We start from the raw sequence: 17,375 nt of genomic DNA, 5'->3' as shown, positions 1-17,375 counted from the left end.
ACGACCTCGCTAGAGGTCGTTTTGTTAATGATGATGACCATGCTTCTGCTCTACCTCTCTCACCTTCCGCCTATGTTGCGCATGGTTACTTTGACTGCTATCTACTTCAATAGTGATATTCTGCACGCCTCTTTCTTCTAAACATTGACGCACCACTTCTTTGGTTTCCATCATCTGTTCCCAGTCCTTAATACAAATGTGGACAATAGCATTATTCTCTAGACCGTCCATGGACCAAATACTAAGTTGATTGATACTTTTGACATTGGAAAGAGCCTCTAAATCCTTCTCCAAATCACTTGTCTCGACCCCTTCTGGCACAGCATCTAGGAAAATCTTCAGTGCGCTCCAAAAGCGAGGAATGGCTTTCGACAGAATAAAGACAGAAATAACCAGAGATAAAAATGGATCGAGGATATACCAATCTGTAAATCGGAGGATAATCGCCATTAGGATGACAGCCAACCAACCAAGAGTGTCTTCCAAAAAATGCAAGCTAAGAATTGACTCATTCTTTGTCTTTCCTTTACGAACTACCAGACTTGCTAGTACATTGATAACTACTGCAATGATTCCCAGCCAGAGGATGCCATTCTCATTGACGGGTTGCGGGTGAGCGATCTTTGTGATATTTTCCAAAATCACTAGAACAGAGCCTATCATAAGAATCACAGCCGTTAGCATGGCCCCTAAAAGACTAAAACGTTTGTAACCCAAGGTGTACTGCCTATCTTCTTCACGGTTTGAAATCGTTTCTAAAAGGGCTGATATACCAATGGCTATAGCATCCCCCAGGTCATGAACAGAATCAGCAAGAACTGCACTTGAACCAAAGATTCCTCCTGCGATAAACTCAACAATCGCATAGCTTAAATTTAAGAAAAAAGCTAACCAGATAGATGTTTTAGAACTCATTTCTCTCCCTCCTTTGGTATAATGGGTATATACATACTTCTTTCATTTGTATTATCTAATAAAATCCAAAGAAAGGATAGAAGCAAACTGTCAGTCCTGTTCAGTTCTGAACAGTTTGTCTCAAGTGTCTATATGCCAAAAAGAGACCGTCGAGTCAGCAAGACTAAAAAAGCCATCTATCAAGCTTTTTTACAACTTTTGAACGACAAGGGCTATGATGCCACTACTGTTCAGGATATCATTGACCTAGCAGATGTTGGGCGTTCTACTTTTTACTGTCATTACGAAAGTAAGGAACTCCTTTTAGATGAGCTCTGTCGCTACCTCTTTCATCATCTCTTTGAAAGGGAAGGACACTTTACTACCGAGGACTACCTCGCACATATCTTTTTACATTTTCAGAAAAACCAGGACCATGTCACCAGTCTCCTTTTTTCCAAAAACGACTACTTCCTCCGCCAACTACACAAGGAACTCGAACACCACGTTTATCCCATGGTGGCGGATGACTTGCAAGAGGCCTATCCAAACATTCCGGACTCCTACCTCCAGCATTTTGTTGTGACGAACTTTATCGAGACCCTAACTTGGTGGCTAAAAAAAGGAAAATCCTATACCGAAGACCAAGTGGTGAGATTTTACCTTGATGTAATGGAGATGACCTCTACAACTCCACTTGATAACTAAGCCTGTAACTCAGAAAGGAACCAACTATGTTAACTTCGATGATTCTAGGAATACTAACAATTGTACTAGCTCTCGCCTTCTCATTGCTTCACCTTGCTGCTGCTTTTTCAGCCATGAAACAAAAGAACTACAGTCTGGGAAATAAGTGCATTTTGGTCGGCAGTTGCCTCACCTCTCTGGCTCTAGCCATCTTTTACTTCGTCCCACTGGCGACCATTCTTCTATGGATTGTGGGCTCGAGTATCGTCTGCTATGGTGCCTACTGGAACGGCCAACAGAAAGAAAAACAACATATCTCGCACCACATCGTTCGTTTGACGAGCGCTATCGTCATTACAGTATTATTCATCTTGCTCTAACACAAAAAAGGATCATCTGATCCTTTTTTACTTTTTTAAGCACTCTTTGCGGCCTTGCTCCACTGATACCAACCAACTAGACTATTGATCAAGTAAATCAGGTATTTTCCTTGGATTTGCAGGCTTTCTCCCCACCAGAGATAGATAGAAAAGACATTGGTAGCTGCCCAGAATATCCATTGTTCACGGTAAACAGCTGTCATAAGGATTTGCCCAACCCCATTGGTCGCATCGGTGATGGAATCGCGATAAGGACGATTGGCTCCAATAGACTGATAAATGAACCCAAAGACCAACCACCAAAGAACACTAATGGAAAGATACTTGGTCCAACCCTTACCATCCAGTTTACGCGCGACAAATTCCTGCTTTTCTTTCTTGAACTGTGCTTGGTAGATCCAAACTAGAAGTCCAATTGGCTGCATGATCGTAAAGTAGAGTGTCGTCAGCACCTCACCATAAAAGCCTTTCTGCAGAGCCAAGATAAGGTAAATGACAGAGTTAATCAAACCAAAAAGGTAATTACTTGCTCGACCTTCCGATACAAAGATAACACAGATAATTCCAGTCAGACTACAAATCATCCCAACCCAGTCAACAATGCGGTGTTCATAAATCAACTCAAGCCAGATTGGAAAACTTCCTAAAACCAGCAGGTAAAGCCACTGGGCAAAACTACGATTGGCAAAGAGGTCATTCCAGATAGCCTTCATGGTTCCTGAAAATCCCAAATCAGCCATAGCAGCAACCATACGGCGGTAGCCACCAGACATTTCACCAAGAGTTATTTTGATGTTCTTGAGTTTTGTTTGCAAATAAGTCGTCATATTTTCTCCTTTTGTTTTTAAAGAGCCGTGTCTGGATAGACTTTCGGACGCAACGCTCTATTATATATCTACTGAACTGTCTATACACAAGATTTCCATCCTTAGTCGACATGAGCTGGAAATCTTTATTTGTTAAGTAGTTCACAACACATTATACACCTATTTTGTGAATAGTCAAGTGTATTTACAGTAAAAATCTAGAAAATCCTGAAAATTTCCTCTTATACTCTTCGAAAATCAAATTCAAACTACGTCAGCGTCGCCTTACCGTATATATGTTACTGACTTCGTCAGTTCTATCTACAACCTCAAAGCTGTACTTTGAGCAACCTGCGGCTAGCTTCCTAGTTTGCTCTTTGATTTTCATTGAGTATTATTTTCCATTTTAAATGACATTTAGTAACTCTAATATCAAAAAAGCCCAGACAAGATTGTCTGAGCATTTTTTTATATGGTCGTTTAGCCAAAGTTGAGTTTGCTATTCTCAAGCTATTTCTTCAACAAACCTTGTTCTTGTAGAAATTCTTTGGCTACTTGTTCTGCTGACTTGCCTTCAACACCGACTTGGTAGTTGAGCTGGCTCATCTGGCTTTCCGTGATTTTACCAGCCAATTTATTGAGAACTGTCTCCAACTCAGGATGTTTCTTGAGAAGAGCTTCTTTCATGAGTGGTGCCCCTTGATAAGGTGGAAAGAGTTGCTTGTCATCTTCCAAGACCTGTAAATCATAACGCGCCAATTCTGCATCTGTCGAATAGGCATCTGTGATTTGAATATCGCCTGACTGAATTGCCTGATAGCGAAGAGCTGGCTCCATGGTCGCTACGTTGAGATTGAGACCATACATTGATTGCAAGCCCTTATTGCCATCTTCACGGTCATTAAATTCGAGTGTAAAGCCTGCCTTCAACTGGCCTTCCACTTTTTTCAAGTCCGAAATGGTCTTCAAGCCATATTCTTTAGCAATTTTCTTCGGAACAGCTACAGCGTAGGTATTTTGATAAGACATAGGTTTGAGATAGGCTAGATGATCTTGTTTGGCAATGCCATCACGCGCCACCTGATAAACCTGTTCTGGCTCATGCCCCACTTTAGGTGCTGGTTGAAGCAAACTTTCAGTCACTGTACCAGTAAATTCAGGATAGATATCAATATCCCCTTTTTTCAAAGCTTCATAGAGGAAGCTTGTTTTCCCAAAATTCGGCTTAACAGTCGCAGTCATACTGGTATTTTCTTCAATCAGCAGCTTATACATATTGGCCAAAATTTCGGGTTCTGGTCCCAATTTTCCAGCAATCACCAAGTTTTCTTTCTCTTTTTGAGCTAAGAGGGCTGGACTATAAGACAGACCGAGCAATATGGTCACCAAGGCAAAACCAGAGAAAATCGTCCGCAATTTTGCTTTTTCCATCACTTTTAGTAGGAAGTTAAAGGCAATAGCAAGCACTGCAGAAGAAAGGGCCCCAATCAAAATCAGACTGGTATTATTGCGGTCAATTCCCAAAAGGATAAAGGAACCCAGTCCCCCTGCACCAATCAAGGCAGCCAAGGTCGCCGTACCGATAATCAAAACCGCTGCCGTCCGAATCCCAGACATAATGACAGGCATGGCAAGTGGAATTTCAAACTTCTTGAGACGCTCCCACCTGGTCATCCCAAAGGCAATCCCAGCCTCTTGCAGACTTGGATCAATTCCCTTCAGCCCCGTGATGGTATTTTGCAAAATCGGGAAAATCGCATAAATCACCAGAGCAGTCAAAGCAGGCAAGGTCCCAATTCCCATCAAGGGAATAAAGAGTCCTAACAAGGCCAGAGACGGGATGGTCTGGAAAATTCCTGCAATCTGCAAGACCCAGTCCGCCATCTTTTCATGATAACGAAGATAAACAGCCAAAGGAATCGCGATAAAAATAGCTAGTAACAAGGTCAAAAGTGACAACTGCAAATGTTGAGATAGAGCTGTTACCCAATCACCAAAACGATCCTGAAAAGTTGATATCAAATTAGTCATGAACACTACCTCCAAACAAATCTGCTACAAAGTCCGTTGCAGGAGCTTTTAAAATGGTCTCAGGGTTCGCCACCTGACGAATCTCTCCGTCCTGCAAGACAGCAATACGGTCCGCCAATTTCAAAGCTTCATCCGTATCATGGGTCACAAAAATCGTTGTCATTCCAAACTCTTTATGCAATTCTTTCGTCAGAATCTGCAACTGTTTTCTCGAAATAGCATCCAAGGCTGAAAAGGGCTCATCCATGAGGAGAATCTTAGGCTGACCAATCATAGCACGAACAATACCAACCCGTTGCTGTTCCCCACCAGATAATTCACTTGGAAGTCGATGCCCATACTCAGCTACCGGTAAACCAACCTTAGCTAAAAGCTCTTCTGTTTTCTTCGCAATTTCTTCCTTAGTCCAGCCCTTCATCTCAGGAATGAGAGCAATATTTTCTGCAACCGTTAGATTGGGAAAGAGAGCAATGGCCTGTAAAACATAACCAGTAGAGAGACGAAGCTCACGCTCATTATAGTCTTTGATGCGCTTGCCATCCATATAAATATTTCCATCAGTTGGTTCCAAGAGACGGTTAATCATCTTGATCATGGTCGTCTTACCGGACCCAGAAGGCCCAACTAAAACCATGAACTCTCCATTCTCAATCCGTAAATTGACATCTCTCAAAACATCTTTTTCTGTATAGCGTAGCGCTACATTCTTGTATTCAATCATTCTGTATCCTCAATTTAAAACTTTCCTCGGTTGGTCAAGTCTTCTACCTTAGGTATAACTTCCTTATTGTCCCAATGCTCCACAATCAAGCCGTTCTCCAAACGGAAGATGTCATACTGAGCATAGGCAACTCCATCAATATGAGTCTGTCCATAGCTAACCACATAGTTTCCTTGTCCCAAAAGCTGGAAAACAAAGTCGAAAGTGACACCATGTTCAGCCACATAGTTTTTATAAGCATCACTTCCTTGGCTAATCTCATGATTATGCTGAATCAGATCGTCTGCCACATAATCATTCCACTGCTCCAGTTCCCCATTTTGGAAAATTTCTGTCAAGAAACGGCGAACCAACTTTTTATTTTCTGCTGTCTTATCCAAATCCTTGATCTTAAAATCTCCAAAAATCTGGTCTAATTGGCCGTTTTCTGGAGCACGATAGTAGTCAATAACATCCCAATGCTCCACGATACGACCATTCTCATCCGCACGGAAAGTATCTGTCGTCACCCATTGAGCTTCCCCACCATTGAGATATTGATGAACATGGACGAAGACTAGATTGCCGTCTTCAATAGTGCGAACAATTTTCATCTCACGCTCGGGATGGCGCTCAAAGAAATTTGCAAAGAAAGCCGCAAACCCTTCTTTCCCATCTGGCACTCCTGTCGAGTGTTGAATGTAGGTATCTCCTACAGACTGGGCCTGAGCCTCAGCAACTCGTCCATCTTGAATAGCATGAATGTATAGGTTGTGAGCATTTTCAACTTGTTTTGACATGATTTATGCCTCATTTTCTTTTAAATTTTCTAAGATGCGTTCTTGATAACTTTCAAATTGACGAATTTCTTCCTCAGTGAATCCTTTATAAAAAATTGCATCCAATTTTTGACTGACACGCTGGCCAATTTCTTTCTGGGACAAACCTTGCTCCGTTAGCTTGACATACTTCTTTCTCTTATCTATTCCACATGGGCTAATGATGACCAGGTTTTGCTCCTCAAGTTTCTTTATCATGGTTGTGAGCGTATTGTTAGCAAGTCCAGTCGCCAGCGCAATATCTGTGGCTGTAGCGCAACCTGTCTCACTATTCCATAAAACCGCTAAAATCTTTCCCTGTTCACTCCGATAAAGAGCCTCAGGATCCTGACTCAGTAACTTTTGAAAAATCCGCCCATTCAATAAACGAATATGATGGGCAACTAAATGACTATCTTTCATGATCTCTCCAATTTATTTCTATATCGAATTGTTTTTATTGTAACACCTATCGTTCCATCTGTCAACTATTTCGATTTAGAAATAATTTTCACCAACAAAAAAGACCTCCTACCTAGAGTAGAAGATCTTCGTTCTTGAGTAACTTAATCTGTCATTTCAGACACCAGTGTTCGATGTTCCAGTGGTAGACTGCACATAACCAGCAAGAAGATGAATCCTGACTGAATCCAAAAGAGAGCCAAGTCAAAAATTCCATGTACAGCAACTACTGTAAGGAAGGAGAGATAAAGACCGATAATTGGTCGTTTGCCAGACTCCTGACTCATATCCATCATCATGTGAACCGGAATCACCGAAGAAATGGATAGGAGAATGGTTCCAATCAAACCATAACTTAAAATAGTATCGATGTAAAGACTATGCGCGTGTTCGTGGTAAGGTGCATGAATTCTCGGATAGGAATTCATATAGGTCAGTGGACCCTCACCCCAAATCGGATTTTGTTTAAACAAAGTCATACCCGCATTCCAGATTGAAACTCGCTCCTCCATTGAAGAATCTAGCGTTCCCATACGGACACCCAAATCGCTTGAGAAGAGGAAACAAAGGCCAATCCCGAAAACTCCAATACTGAGCCAGAAGGCGCGCCAGTTTTTAATGGTTGTAAAGAGATAAATGATGGCACCAGCGATGATGGCAGGAAAGGCTGTTCTATTTTGCGTAAAATTCAAGCCAAATAGATTTACAAAACCTGCTAGCACACAAAAGACTTTCAACCATCTTAGCTTCGTCGTTGTAAAGAGGTAAAAGGCAATCATGATACAGAAGCAACAGATAATCCCATAGTAGTTCGGATTAAAGAAGGTGACCTCTGCACGGTTCTGGTGCCATACTTGCATATTGGGCGAAAGAAAGGCGTAGTTAAATTTCTTTACAATTTGAAAATGCTCCAAAGTAGCAAAAACAGCAGAGAGCACACTACCAAACAAGATTGTCTGCAGTATCAGTCGAAAGAAAGCATGTGTCAGACGTTTCTGGTAGAAACTAAAGAAAATGAGGAAGAGAAACATCAGTAAAGATGCAACCAATCCAAGCCAGTTCTTGGCGACGATGGAGATGATACTACTGTAGGCAATAAAAAAGAGAAGTACAGGATGTTTGGCCAATCCTTTGATAATTCCCTTCATCTCACCAGTAACGAGTAAACCTATCAAATATAAAGCAAAGAGAGCTAAGAACAAATAAAAAGGTAAAAAGATACTTATGATCATCAGATACAAAAAGAAATCTTTTTTCGAAAGCCCTCTTATCTTATCCAGTAATCCAATTGATTTCAAAACGGATCCTTTCTGTTCTGGATTTCTCCAGAAGATAAATGCTAAACTATCTTTATATTCTACCATTTTTTCCGTCATTTGGGAACATTGAACACGTTTTCACCACAAAAAACTCTGTCATCAATATAGTACTAGAACTGAATTTTTCTGCCGTTTTCCACTACTTGATAGGTCTGACTTTGCAAATCAATTTCTGCTACTGCTGTTACGGACTTGTCTTTATTTTGACGTTTGATTACAATGCTGTGAGCGGTTGGTGTTTCCACCTCTATAGTCCCTTCTAGTTCAAAGGCTTCTGAACGGTTACGGAAAGAAAATAGATTGAGAAGAGACTTCACCACAGGACGTTGGACTTCTTCTGCTATTTCCTCGTTGCTATAGTAATGACGATTAATATTTCGACCTTCTTTGGTTTCTTCTAATAATTTCAAGTCATTCTTACCTGCTAATAGACCCACATAGTAAACCTGAGGAATGCCTGGCGCAAAAGCTTGAATCAAACGAGCGAGGAAGTACTTGACATCATCATCTCCAAGCGCAGAATAATAGGTTGAATTGATTTGGTAGATATCTAGATTGTTATACTCTGCACTAGAGTATTTACGTTTGACATTCGCTCCAACCTTATAGAGCTCATTTGAAGCATAGTCAATTTCCTCATCAGTCAGGATATCTTTGACATCCACCACTCCAATCCCATCATGAGTGTCTAGTGTCGTAAATTGCTTCATTGGGCTCATCTTTAACCACTTAGCCAAACGCTCTGTTCTGGAACTGTAAAGAGTATAAAGGGTCACCATTGGAAGGGCAAAATCGTAAACATAGTAATCATGGTCCGCTATTTTAAACTGAATCGAATAGTGTTCATGAATCTCAGGTAAGAGCTCTGTCCCATACTCAGCAGCGATATCTCGAACTCTGTCCAATAAATTCCAAATATCTGGTTCCACAAAGAAATCATTGGTATCCAATTTCTTCACCGCATAAGCAAAGGCATCTAGACGAATCAAATCACACCCATTACTTGCTAGATGTTGAATCGTCTTACGGATGAATTCCATCGTTACTTCTTTGGTCACATCAAGATCAATCTGCTCCTCACCAAAAGTATTCCACAAATGTTCTACTGAACCATCTGCAAAAAGAATCTCTTGCTTTGGTGCACGATCCTTACGTTTGTATATTAAATCCACATCAGCCTGTGTCGGACGATTTTCCGGCCAAAACTTGTCCCAGTTTAGAAAAAGATCTTTAAATTCACTAGCTTCATGTTTTTCTTGATAGTCCTTATAATACTTAGATTGACGAGAAATATGGTTAATCATAAAGTCAAACATAAGATAATATTTGTCACCTAAACGCTTAACATCCTCCCAGTCACCAAACGCTGGATCCACTTCGTCATAGTCAACCGGTGCAAATCCACGATCTCCTGTTGACGGGAAAAATGGTAGAAGGTGAACTCCCCCAATAGCATCTCCAAAATGTTTTTCCAAATTCTCATACAAGTCTTTAAGATTATTTCCAAGACTATCAGAGTAAGTAATCAACATGGTTTTATTTTGAATTGACATAAATGTTCTCCTTTTTCTGATGAAAGCCAAGTCTCATATGACCTGGCTTCGTAAATGAAAGATATTTTTAGATTTTTGTTCAGTACTAATATAGACTGCAAGCAACTACGTACTATTTTCTTGTTTTCTACATAGAATTGTCAACAAGCTGAACCGTCCCTTTGTATCTTAATTGAACACGCCCTAAGCTCTGTGTGAAAAAGATGAATCTTCCAAGAAGCCAAGGCTTCTTATTCAGATTCCCTATTTTCACTGTGAGCTTTTAACGGGCTTTGTATCTTGTTACTTCACTGCCCCGTTACTCATTCCTGAAATGATATGTTTTTGGAAGATGAGGTAGACAATGGTTATCGTTACAATTCCCACAATATAGGATGCAAAACTTGGGCCATAGTCATTGAAGTATTGACCTTGGTAGTTGTATTGGAAGAGAGGCAAAGTCCACATCTTGGAATCCTTATTCAGAATCAAGAGTGGCAACATAAAGTCATTCCAGAACCAGAGAGCATTGATAATCAAAGTTGTCGCATGCATGGGCTTCAACATTGGAAAAATGATTCGACGATAAGTTGTAAAACGATCAGCCCCATCGATTTCCGCAGCTTCATCCAAACTATCTGGTACACTGATTTTTATATAACCAACATACAAGAAGAGAGTTTGTGGAATAGCATAAGTTAGGTAGAGTATTACTAGCCCCCACATATTTGCCAGACCGAGTTTACTCATCATAACTGTGATGGGAATCATAATCACCTGAAATGGAACAAATATCCCTAAGATCAAGAGCGAATACATTATTGCAAAGGCTTTTTTCTTGGACATATTTCGAGCAATGGAATAAGCAGCAGCTGGTATAAAGAAAGCTACTACAATCAATGATAACACCGTAATAACTGCTGAATTCCAGAAATAGCCTCCAATTCCATCCGAAATTAATCGTTCATAATTACTTAAGGTAAAAGGATTGGGCAAACTAAAGAAATGATTCATGATATCCTTAGTTGTCTTGAAAGAACTAAACACTGTTACCAACAAAGGAACAAGTATAAGAATACCACCGACTATCAAGAGGACATATTTCCAAAACTGATTCAATTTTTCTTCTTTTTTCATGTGTAGGACTCCTCTATTAGATTTCAAATTTCTTTGATAGCTTGATTTGGATAAGAGAAACAATTCCAATAATTAAAAATAAAATCAAGGCAATTGCATTCGCATATCCATATTGATTACTCTTGAAGGCATAATTGTAGACTAAAAGTCCAAGAGACGTTGTAGCATTATTTGGACCACCACTCGTCAACGCAAAAATCTGGTCAAAGGCTGTCAAACCGGACTTAAGAGCCAAGATAAAAACCATGGAGATCGTTGGCAATAAATAGGGCAATTCAATCTTCCAAAAGGTTTGTTTGCTTGTTGCACCATCAATTGATGCTGCCTCTAAAATATCATTTGGAATACTCTGAAGACCAGCAAGAAAGAGAATAATTGGCATTGCTACTCCTTGCCATAGAAGAACAAAAATAGTTGCCACTACCGCTCCGACAGGTGTTCCTAATAGACTCTCTTGTAAAAAGCTAATTCCTAAAATTTTTCCAATCGTTGGAAGACCATAGTTGAAGAATTGTTTAAAAATCAAGGAAACTGTCAAACCAGACAAAACAGCTGGGAAAAAGAACCAAGCTCTAAAAAAGGTCTGTCCCTTCATCTTAGAATTTAAGGCTCGTGCCACAACCATCCCAATCGTAATCTCTCCAATAATCAATGCCAGAGTTAAAATCAAAGTAAAGGCTATGGCTGTGAAGAATTTCCCATCAATCATCAGCAATTTGTAGTTATTTAAACCAACAAATTTATAATTATAGGTCAATCCAGTCCAGTTAGTCAAACTATAGAAAGCACCTTGCACCATCGGAAAGTAAAAGAAGATAGCTTGTAAAGCAAGCGGGATGAGTAAAAATGTCCAACCCCAGTATTTATTTAAAAATTTTCGAATAGCCATATCATCTTAACTCCTATTCTAGTCCAAATCTGCCTTCATTGGATTAGAGAAAGCATTGAGATTGTTTGCCATATTTTTCAGATTTTTATCCATCAGGTAACCTGCACTTAGATTAAAAAAGTCTTCTTCAGAGTTCCAGCGTTGGCCCAACCAAACATAATGTTTGTCCGTAAATGCCAGTTTAGAAATAGCTGCAAGCGCTGAATCTTCTTTTTCCTGTATGCCTTTTACCGCAATAGGTGATCCATCTACATCATAGTATGATTGCATAGCTTTTGGACTAGTCATATAGCTGATAAATTCTTCGGTTTCTTTCGGATGTTTGGTAGTAGCTGAAGTTGATAATGCCATGTCCCCTGCACCAACAGTGACTTCTTTCCCTACTTCTTCTCCTGGAAAGGCAAACATCCCCACCTCAAATTTTGGATCCTGTTGATTAATTGCCGCTAATGCCCATGATCCTTGTGGCATCATCAAGGCTTTTTCACTTGAAAATGCTACCACCGAATCATTATATGAGGCACCACGCCAACCATCTTGAGCATTATCTGCTAATAAATCGAGTCGTTCTGCATCTGCTTTTAAAATAGCATCATCTGCAGAGATGGCGTTTGGTTTTGAAAATCGAAGGTAGTTATTAGCCGCATCTCCACTACCTGTAAGAGTAATGAGAGAAAGTTGGTGGTAACCATTTAATGTCCATCCTTCATTGCCTGCAACCGCAAATGGAGAATTCCCACTATCTTTTATCTTTTTAACAATCTCTTGAAACTCCTTAAAAGTCTTCGGTTCCTCCAGTCCTAATTCTTTAAACTTTGTTTTATTGTAATAGACTCCATAAAGATTGGCCGTTAAAGGCACACTATAAATCTTGTTATTGATTGCATACTTTTCGGCATAGTCATTCTTGATGTTCTCAAGATAGGGTTTTCCTGTCATATCTGCAAAATAGCCTGCCTTCGCCCACTCCTGAAAATCCATATTTTGAGGATAGATATTAATAATATCTGGAACATCTCCTGATAAAATCCGAGTCTTTAGCACAATTCCAGCTGAAGGTACTGTAGTCAGCTTCACATCAATATTAGGGTGTTCCTTTTCAAAATCATCCACTATCCTTTGCAAGGTATCTGCCATCTCGGTCTTCTGGTTAAAAAACTCAATCGTTACCTTTCCATCAGCTGATTGATTGTTCTGACCACAAGCCACTAGGCCTAGTAAACTTGCCCCAGCTACTAAAAGAAAACCTGCTTTCTTATACCATTTCATTGGAATGCCTCCTTGATAAATTTATACGCTTTTATTATAGTCTTTTGAATTTATACTGTCTACTCAAAAAATCTCCTGGTGATAGGGTAACAGTTAAACCTGCATACATGAGCTCTGCACCCGAATAAACAATGTTTGTCCCTTCCAGCTCATAAAGCCCTTCCACTTCTAAGTCTTTCAGTTTCAAGGTGGTTTCCATTGTTTCCACAACTGATAGGACTCGGACGTAGGTTACGATCGTCTGATTTCCATAGTTAAATTGTACAGCTGCTTCGTTGGATTCAGCATCGGGATTGATTAACCTATACTGATTTCCCAACTGGACTACTGGTCGCAATTCTTTATACAAGTTCACCTGATTAGCAATCTCAGACTTCTCTTCATCTGATAAACTTGTCAAATCAAGCTCATAACCCAGATTTCCCATCATTGCCACATGACCACGAGTTTCCAATGGTGTCATTCGTCCCATCTGATGATTTGGTACTGCTGACACATGAGCCCCCATAGAAATGGCTGGATAGAGATAGGATGAACCGTATTGAATTGGTAAACGTGTAATAGCATCAGTATTATCACTAGCCCAGACTTGTGGGAAATAACGCATCATACCAAGATCATTTCTGCCACCGCCACCAGAGCAGGACTCAAAGAGAATATGACTATGTTTCTCTGTCAAATAAGAAACGAGTTCGTAAAGCCCCAGCATGTACTGATGAGACTGCATCTGGGTTTCCAGATAAACTGAACCATTCCCCAGATTAGTGATATTGCGGTTCATATCCCATTTGATGTAGTCAATATCATGATGAGAGAGGAGTTCATCTAAAACACTTTTCAAATATTCTACTACCTGAGAATTGGCAAGATTAAGTACTAATTGATTTCTAGAATAGGTATGCTCATAACCTGAAACCTGAATAGCCCAGTCAGGATGTTTACGATACAAGTCGCTATCAACAGAAATCATCTCAGGTTCTAACCAAAGCCCAAACTGCAAACCTCTTTCATGGATAGCTGAAATCAGACTTTCTAGACTTCCACCCAATTTTTCCTCATTAACACGCCAGTCACCTAAAGCACGATTATCATCAAAGCGATTACCAAACCACCCATCATCTAATACAAAAAGTTCTATTCCAACTTTCTTAGCTTCATCAGCTAGTTCTAACAGTTTTTCTCTCTGAAAGTCAAAGTAGGTAGCTTCCCAGTTATTGATAAGAATTGGACGCTCTTTTTTAGAAAATTTACTTGGCATAATATGCTTAAGTACAAAATTCTGACTTTCATGACTAATACCAGTTAATCCCTTATCTGAATAGGTCACTAAAGCTACCGGTGTTTCAAATTTTTCCTTAGAATCTAACTTCCAAGAAAAATTTTCTGGATTAATACCAATAGCCACTCGAACTTCATTCAGTTGATTCTTTTGGACAAAAGCTTCGAAGTTTCCACTATACAGTAGTTGCAGAGCAAACACATTCCCTGCATCCTCTGTAACTCCTTGATCACATAATAGAAGAGCTGGTGTTTGAGCATGCCCAGAAGCTCCACGGTTCGAACTAATCGAAAAGATTCCTTGTTCTACCTGTTGACGTCGAACAGTCTTTTCACGGGCATAAGCTCCCTGTAAAGTCACTATTTCGTAAGCTGCAGCAGGAAAATCAGCCATGAAAGAAAAGTCCTTATGAATGACAACTTCCTGATTACTATTATTCTCCAATTTGCTGTAACTAGCAATTGTCGCATCATTATCAAAAGCAGTATAATACAAAGTCAGACTAAGTTGAGCCTTAGAATCTTCTAAAATCAAGGCAAGCGTCTCTGTATCATCCATGCTGTGTGGAGAAGGTAAACCCTGTGGACCATTCTGACCTTTTAAAATCTTTGCTTCTACAAATCGAAAGTCTGTTACTTCAGTTGCATCATGTTGAACCTGTAAAGTTGGTTTTCTAAAGTCACCCAAACCATGTTGTCCAAAAATCTGACGTTGCGTATCCAAACTAAAGGTTCGATTAGTAGCTATGGGATTACCAGAAAAAGCATGATCGCGTTCGTAAACACTATTAGTACCTCTATAGTTCTTAATAGTCTTTCCTAAATGTTTTAATAATAAGAATCCATCCCTATTTTCAATAATCAAACTTAGACCTTTACTCTCAACGTAAAATAGATTATTCTCTATCCGAATTCCCATAAATTGTACCTCATTGATTTCTTAATAAAATTTTAGCAAATAAAAGCGCTTTCTAAAATAGAGAAATGTCTACAAAGTATGGTAAAATGTTAGGTAGGAGGTGGCACATGCTCGTTTTTTCAGAATACCAGACTGGAACAATTGATCTTTCTCTTAGCTTTTACGGCTATGAAGAATGCACGCCTAACTACTCTTTTGGCCCAGCTATTCGAGATACCTATGTACTCCATTACATCACTAAAGGAAAAGGTCAATTCCATTATAAGGGGAAAATTGTTGATTTAAAGGCGGGAGATTTCTTTTTACTAAAACCAGATGAATTAACATTCTATCAAGCAGATAGCCAGGATCCTTGGGCTTACTACTGGTTGGGGATCACTGGAGGAAGAGCACCTGACTACTTTGCTCTATCTCAAATTTCTGACCAATCCTACCTCATCCAATCTGAAACTAGTCATACCCAGACAACTGCAAAACTCGTTGAAAATATTGTCCGTTTCGCTCAGATTACAAAATCAAATGAATTGGCTCAACTCCACATCATGGGACAACTCCATGAACTGATGTTTCATCTAGGAACTATTGCTCCTAATCAGAAAAAAGAGAATATTTCATCAACCCACCAACTCTATCTTGACTGCAAACGATTAATTGATAGTCACTATCCACAATCGCTCACCATTCAAGATTTAGCAAAAGAGCTATCGGTTCATAGAAGTTACTTAACTAGTGTGTTTAAAGAATTTCACCAACTCTCTCCAAAAGAGTATTTACTTTTCGTTCGAATGAACCGTGCGCAACAGTTACTAGAACACACCAATGAAACGATCAAAATCATTGCGTATTCTGTGGGTTTTTCAGATCCACTACATTTCTCAAAAGCCTACAAGCAGTTTTTTCATAAAACACCTAGTCAAACTCGAAAAGAATACTCTCATTCCCTCTCAGCTAGAAAGGAAAATCAATGAAATCACACCAACTAGTCTACCAAATATTAGCTAGAGAAAACGATTATGTTAGCGGAGAAAAAATCGGAGAAGAACTGAATTTAAGTCGTACGTCCATATGGAAAGCGATCCAACGTCTTCAACAAGAAGGGCTAGAAATTGACAGTATCAAAAATAGAGGCTACAAGCTTATTCAAGGCGATCTGATATTGCCTGATTTGATTCACGAGAAAACAAACTTAACCATTCACTACAAACCTGAGACCAAATCAACACAAACAGATGCAAAAGAAGGGATTGAGGCTGGAAACCAAGGAAATACACTCTATCTTTCAACCTGTCAAACAGCAGGTCGTGGCCGCTTTCAACGCCCCTACTATTCTCCATCTCAGGGGGGAATCTATATGTCCTTGCATATTCAACCAAACCTTCCCTACGAAAAACTCCCATCCTATACTCTCCTTGTAGCTGCTGCAGTCTACAAAGCCATTAAAAACCTAACTATGATAGAAGTAGATATCAAATGGGTAAATGACATCTACTTTAAAAATAAAAAGATAGCAGGTATCCTCACCGAAGCGATGACATCAGTTGAGACAGGCTTGGTTACAGACGTCATTATCGGACTTGGTATAAATTTTTCTATAGCAGACTTCCCAGAAGACCTAAAAGAAAAAGCAGGCAGCCTATTTATGCCACCTGCACCAATTAGTCGTAATGAGCTCATCAGCGAAATATGGAATTGTTTCTACAATACGGATTCAGATGAGCTACTTTATATCTATAAAGAAAGATCAATCGTTCTTGGAAAAGAAGTTACATTCCAGCTAGACGGAAAATTTGAGAAAGGTCTTGCAAAAGAAATCTCAGAATCTGGCCAACTACAAGTCGAATTTGAAGATAAACATACTATCTGGCTAAATAGCGGAGAAATATCACTAACAAGTTGGTAATAAACAAATCCCCCTTTTAATGATTTAGAAGGGGGATTTACATACAAAAAAGAGCCTAACAGCTCTCTTAACGTACGGAGAATGGGGGATTCGAACCCCCGCGCCGGTTACCCGACCTAACGATTTAGCAAACCGTCCTCTTCAGCCTCTTGAGTAATTCTCCTATTAATGGGCACGAGTGGACTCGAACCACCGACCTCACGCTTATCAGGCGTGCGCTCTAACCACCTGAGCTACGCGCCCAAGTTTAAAAAACTTGGTAATTGAACAAAGTTCAAAGCGGGTGACGAGAATCGAACTCGCGACAACAGCTTGGAAGGCTGTAGTTTTACCACTAAACTACACCCGCTTAAT

The 17,375-nt window shown here is 39.8% G+C and carries 16 protein-coding genes and 3 tRNA genes; 4 read left to right on the top strand and 15 right to left on the bottom strand.

The genetic code is table 11. The features are described 5' to 3' along the window. Positions 1-24: 24 nt before the first annotated feature. Positions 25-915 carry a cation diffusion facilitator family transporter gene (locus tag NML69_RS06660; protein WP_254725888.1) on the bottom strand — a complete coding sequence of 297 codons (891 nt, stop codon included), beginning with the start codon at positions 913-915 and terminating at the stop codon, positions 25-27. Between the two features lie 132 nt (positions 916-1,047). On the opposite strand from NML69_RS06660, the gene NML69_RS06655 reads away from it, so the two are divergent. Both NML69_RS06655 and NML69_RS06650 read left to right on the top strand, forming a co-directional pair. Then, entirely contained in the window at positions 1,048-1,602 is a 555-nt protein-coding gene (locus NML69_RS06655) for a TetR/AcrR family transcriptional regulator (RefSeq protein WP_254725887.1), read from the top strand. 26 nt (positions 1,603-1,628) lie between these two features. Further along, positions 1,629-1,961, top strand: coding sequence for a glucuronide permease (locus NML69_RS06650; protein ID WP_254725885.1), 333 nt, complete (start codon positions 1,629-1,631; stop codon positions 1,959-1,961). Positions 1,962-1,996: 35 nt separating this feature from the next. Here the strand turns inward: NML69_RS06650 and pnuC are convergent, their stop codons facing one another. The 11 genes from pnuC to NML69_RS06595 form a co-directional block, all read right to left on the bottom strand. Continuing rightward, a complete protein-coding gene (gene pnuC, locus NML69_RS06645; protein ID WP_254725883.1) occupies positions 1,997-2,788 on the bottom strand; it encodes a nicotinamide riboside transporter PnuC in 792 nt (263 codons plus the stop codon). A gap of 489 nt (positions 2,789-3,277) precedes the next feature. Further along, entirely contained in the window at positions 3,278-4,798 is a 1,521-nt protein-coding gene (locus NML69_RS06640) for an ABC transporter permease/substrate-binding protein (protein WP_042902615.1), read from the bottom strand. Further along, on the bottom strand, positions 4,791-5,519 hold the full coding sequence (locus NML69_RS06635) for an ABC transporter ATP-binding protein (protein ID WP_042902614.1): 729 nt from the start codon (positions 5,517-5,519) through the stop codon (positions 4,791-4,793). Before NML69_RS06635 ends, NML69_RS06640 begins: the two co-directional genes overlap by 8 nt. Before the next feature lie 14 nt (positions 5,520-5,533). Beyond that, positions 5,534-6,298: a nuclear transport factor 2 family protein gene (locus tag NML69_RS06630; RefSeq protein WP_254725880.1), complete on the bottom strand. Its 765-nt coding sequence runs from the start codon at positions 6,296-6,298 to the stop codon at positions 5,534-5,536. A 3-nt stretch (positions 6,299-6,301) separates the two neighbouring features. Then, positions 6,302-6,739, bottom strand: coding sequence for a MarR family winged helix-turn-helix transcriptional regulator (locus NML69_RS06625; protein WP_042902612.1), 438 nt, complete (start codon positions 6,737-6,739; stop codon positions 6,302-6,304). A 143-nt stretch (positions 6,740-6,882) separates the two neighbouring features. After that, entirely contained in the window at positions 6,883-8,076 is a 1,194-nt protein-coding gene (locus NML69_RS06620; RefSeq protein WP_254726157.1) for an O-antigen ligase, read from the bottom strand. A gap of 131 nt (positions 8,077-8,207) precedes the next feature. Then, entirely contained in the window at positions 8,208-9,650 is a 1,443-nt protein-coding gene (gtfA, locus tag NML69_RS06615; protein ID WP_254725878.1) for a sucrose phosphorylase, read from the bottom strand. A gap of 282 nt (positions 9,651-9,932) precedes the next feature. Continuing rightward, on the bottom strand, positions 9,933-10,766 hold the full coding sequence (locus tag NML69_RS06610) for a carbohydrate ABC transporter permease (RefSeq protein ID WP_000711271.1): 834 nt from the start codon (positions 10,764-10,766) through the stop codon (positions 9,933-9,935). Between the two features lie 16 nt (positions 10,767-10,782). Next, positions 10,783-11,655: a carbohydrate ABC transporter permease gene (locus tag NML69_RS06605; protein ID WP_033584257.1), complete on the bottom strand. Its 873-nt coding sequence runs from the start codon at positions 11,653-11,655 to the stop codon at positions 10,783-10,785. Between the two features lie 18 nt (positions 11,656-11,673). Further along, complete coding sequence (locus NML69_RS06600; RefSeq protein WP_254725875.1) at positions 11,674-12,924, bottom strand: extracellular solute-binding protein; 1,251 nt, start codon at positions 12,922-12,924, stop codon at positions 11,674-11,676. A 34-nt stretch (positions 12,925-12,958) separates the two neighbouring features. Beyond that, a complete protein-coding gene (locus NML69_RS06595) occupies positions 12,959-15,121 on the bottom strand; it encodes an alpha-galactosidase (protein WP_254725872.1) in 2,163 nt (720 codons plus the stop codon). Between the two features lie 107 nt (positions 15,122-15,228). On the opposite strand from NML69_RS06595, the gene NML69_RS06590 reads away from it, so the two are divergent. Both NML69_RS06590 and birA read left to right on the top strand, forming a co-directional pair. Further along, complete coding sequence (locus tag NML69_RS06590) at positions 15,229-16,089, top strand: AraC family transcriptional regulator (protein ID WP_254725870.1); 861 nt, start codon at positions 15,229-15,231, stop codon at positions 16,087-16,089. Further along, positions 16,086-17,021 carry a bifunctional biotin--[acetyl-CoA-carboxylase] ligase/biotin operon repressor BirA gene (birA, locus tag NML69_RS06585; RefSeq protein WP_254725868.1) on the top strand — a complete coding sequence of 312 codons (936 nt, stop codon included), beginning with the start codon at positions 16,086-16,088 and terminating at the stop codon, positions 17,019-17,021. Before NML69_RS06590 ends, birA begins: the two co-directional genes overlap by 4 nt. A gap of 75 nt (positions 17,022-17,096) precedes the next feature. Here birA and NML69_RS06580 read toward each other — a convergent pair. From NML69_RS06580 to NML69_RS06570, 3 genes are all read right to left on the bottom strand, one after another. Continuing rightward, a tRNA-Ser gene (locus NML69_RS06580) sits at positions 17,097-17,184 on the bottom strand. Between the two features lie 6 nt (positions 17,185-17,190). Continuing rightward, positions 17,191-17,264, bottom strand: a tRNA-Ile gene (locus NML69_RS06575). A gap of 35 nt (positions 17,265-17,299) precedes the next feature. Continuing rightward, a tRNA-Gly gene (locus NML69_RS06570) sits at positions 17,300-17,370 on the bottom strand. Positions 17,371-17,375 lie beyond the last annotated feature (5 nt).

This window comes from Streptococcus sp. CF8-6 (genome assembly GCF_024295845.1).
In the GTDB taxonomy this organism is placed as follows: Bacteria; Bacillota; Bacilli; order Lactobacillales; family Streptococcaceae; genus Streptococcus; species Streptococcus oralis_BO.
Note: the sequence above shows the minus strand (reverse complement) of the source record. Positions and strands in the feature narration are given on the sequence as shown.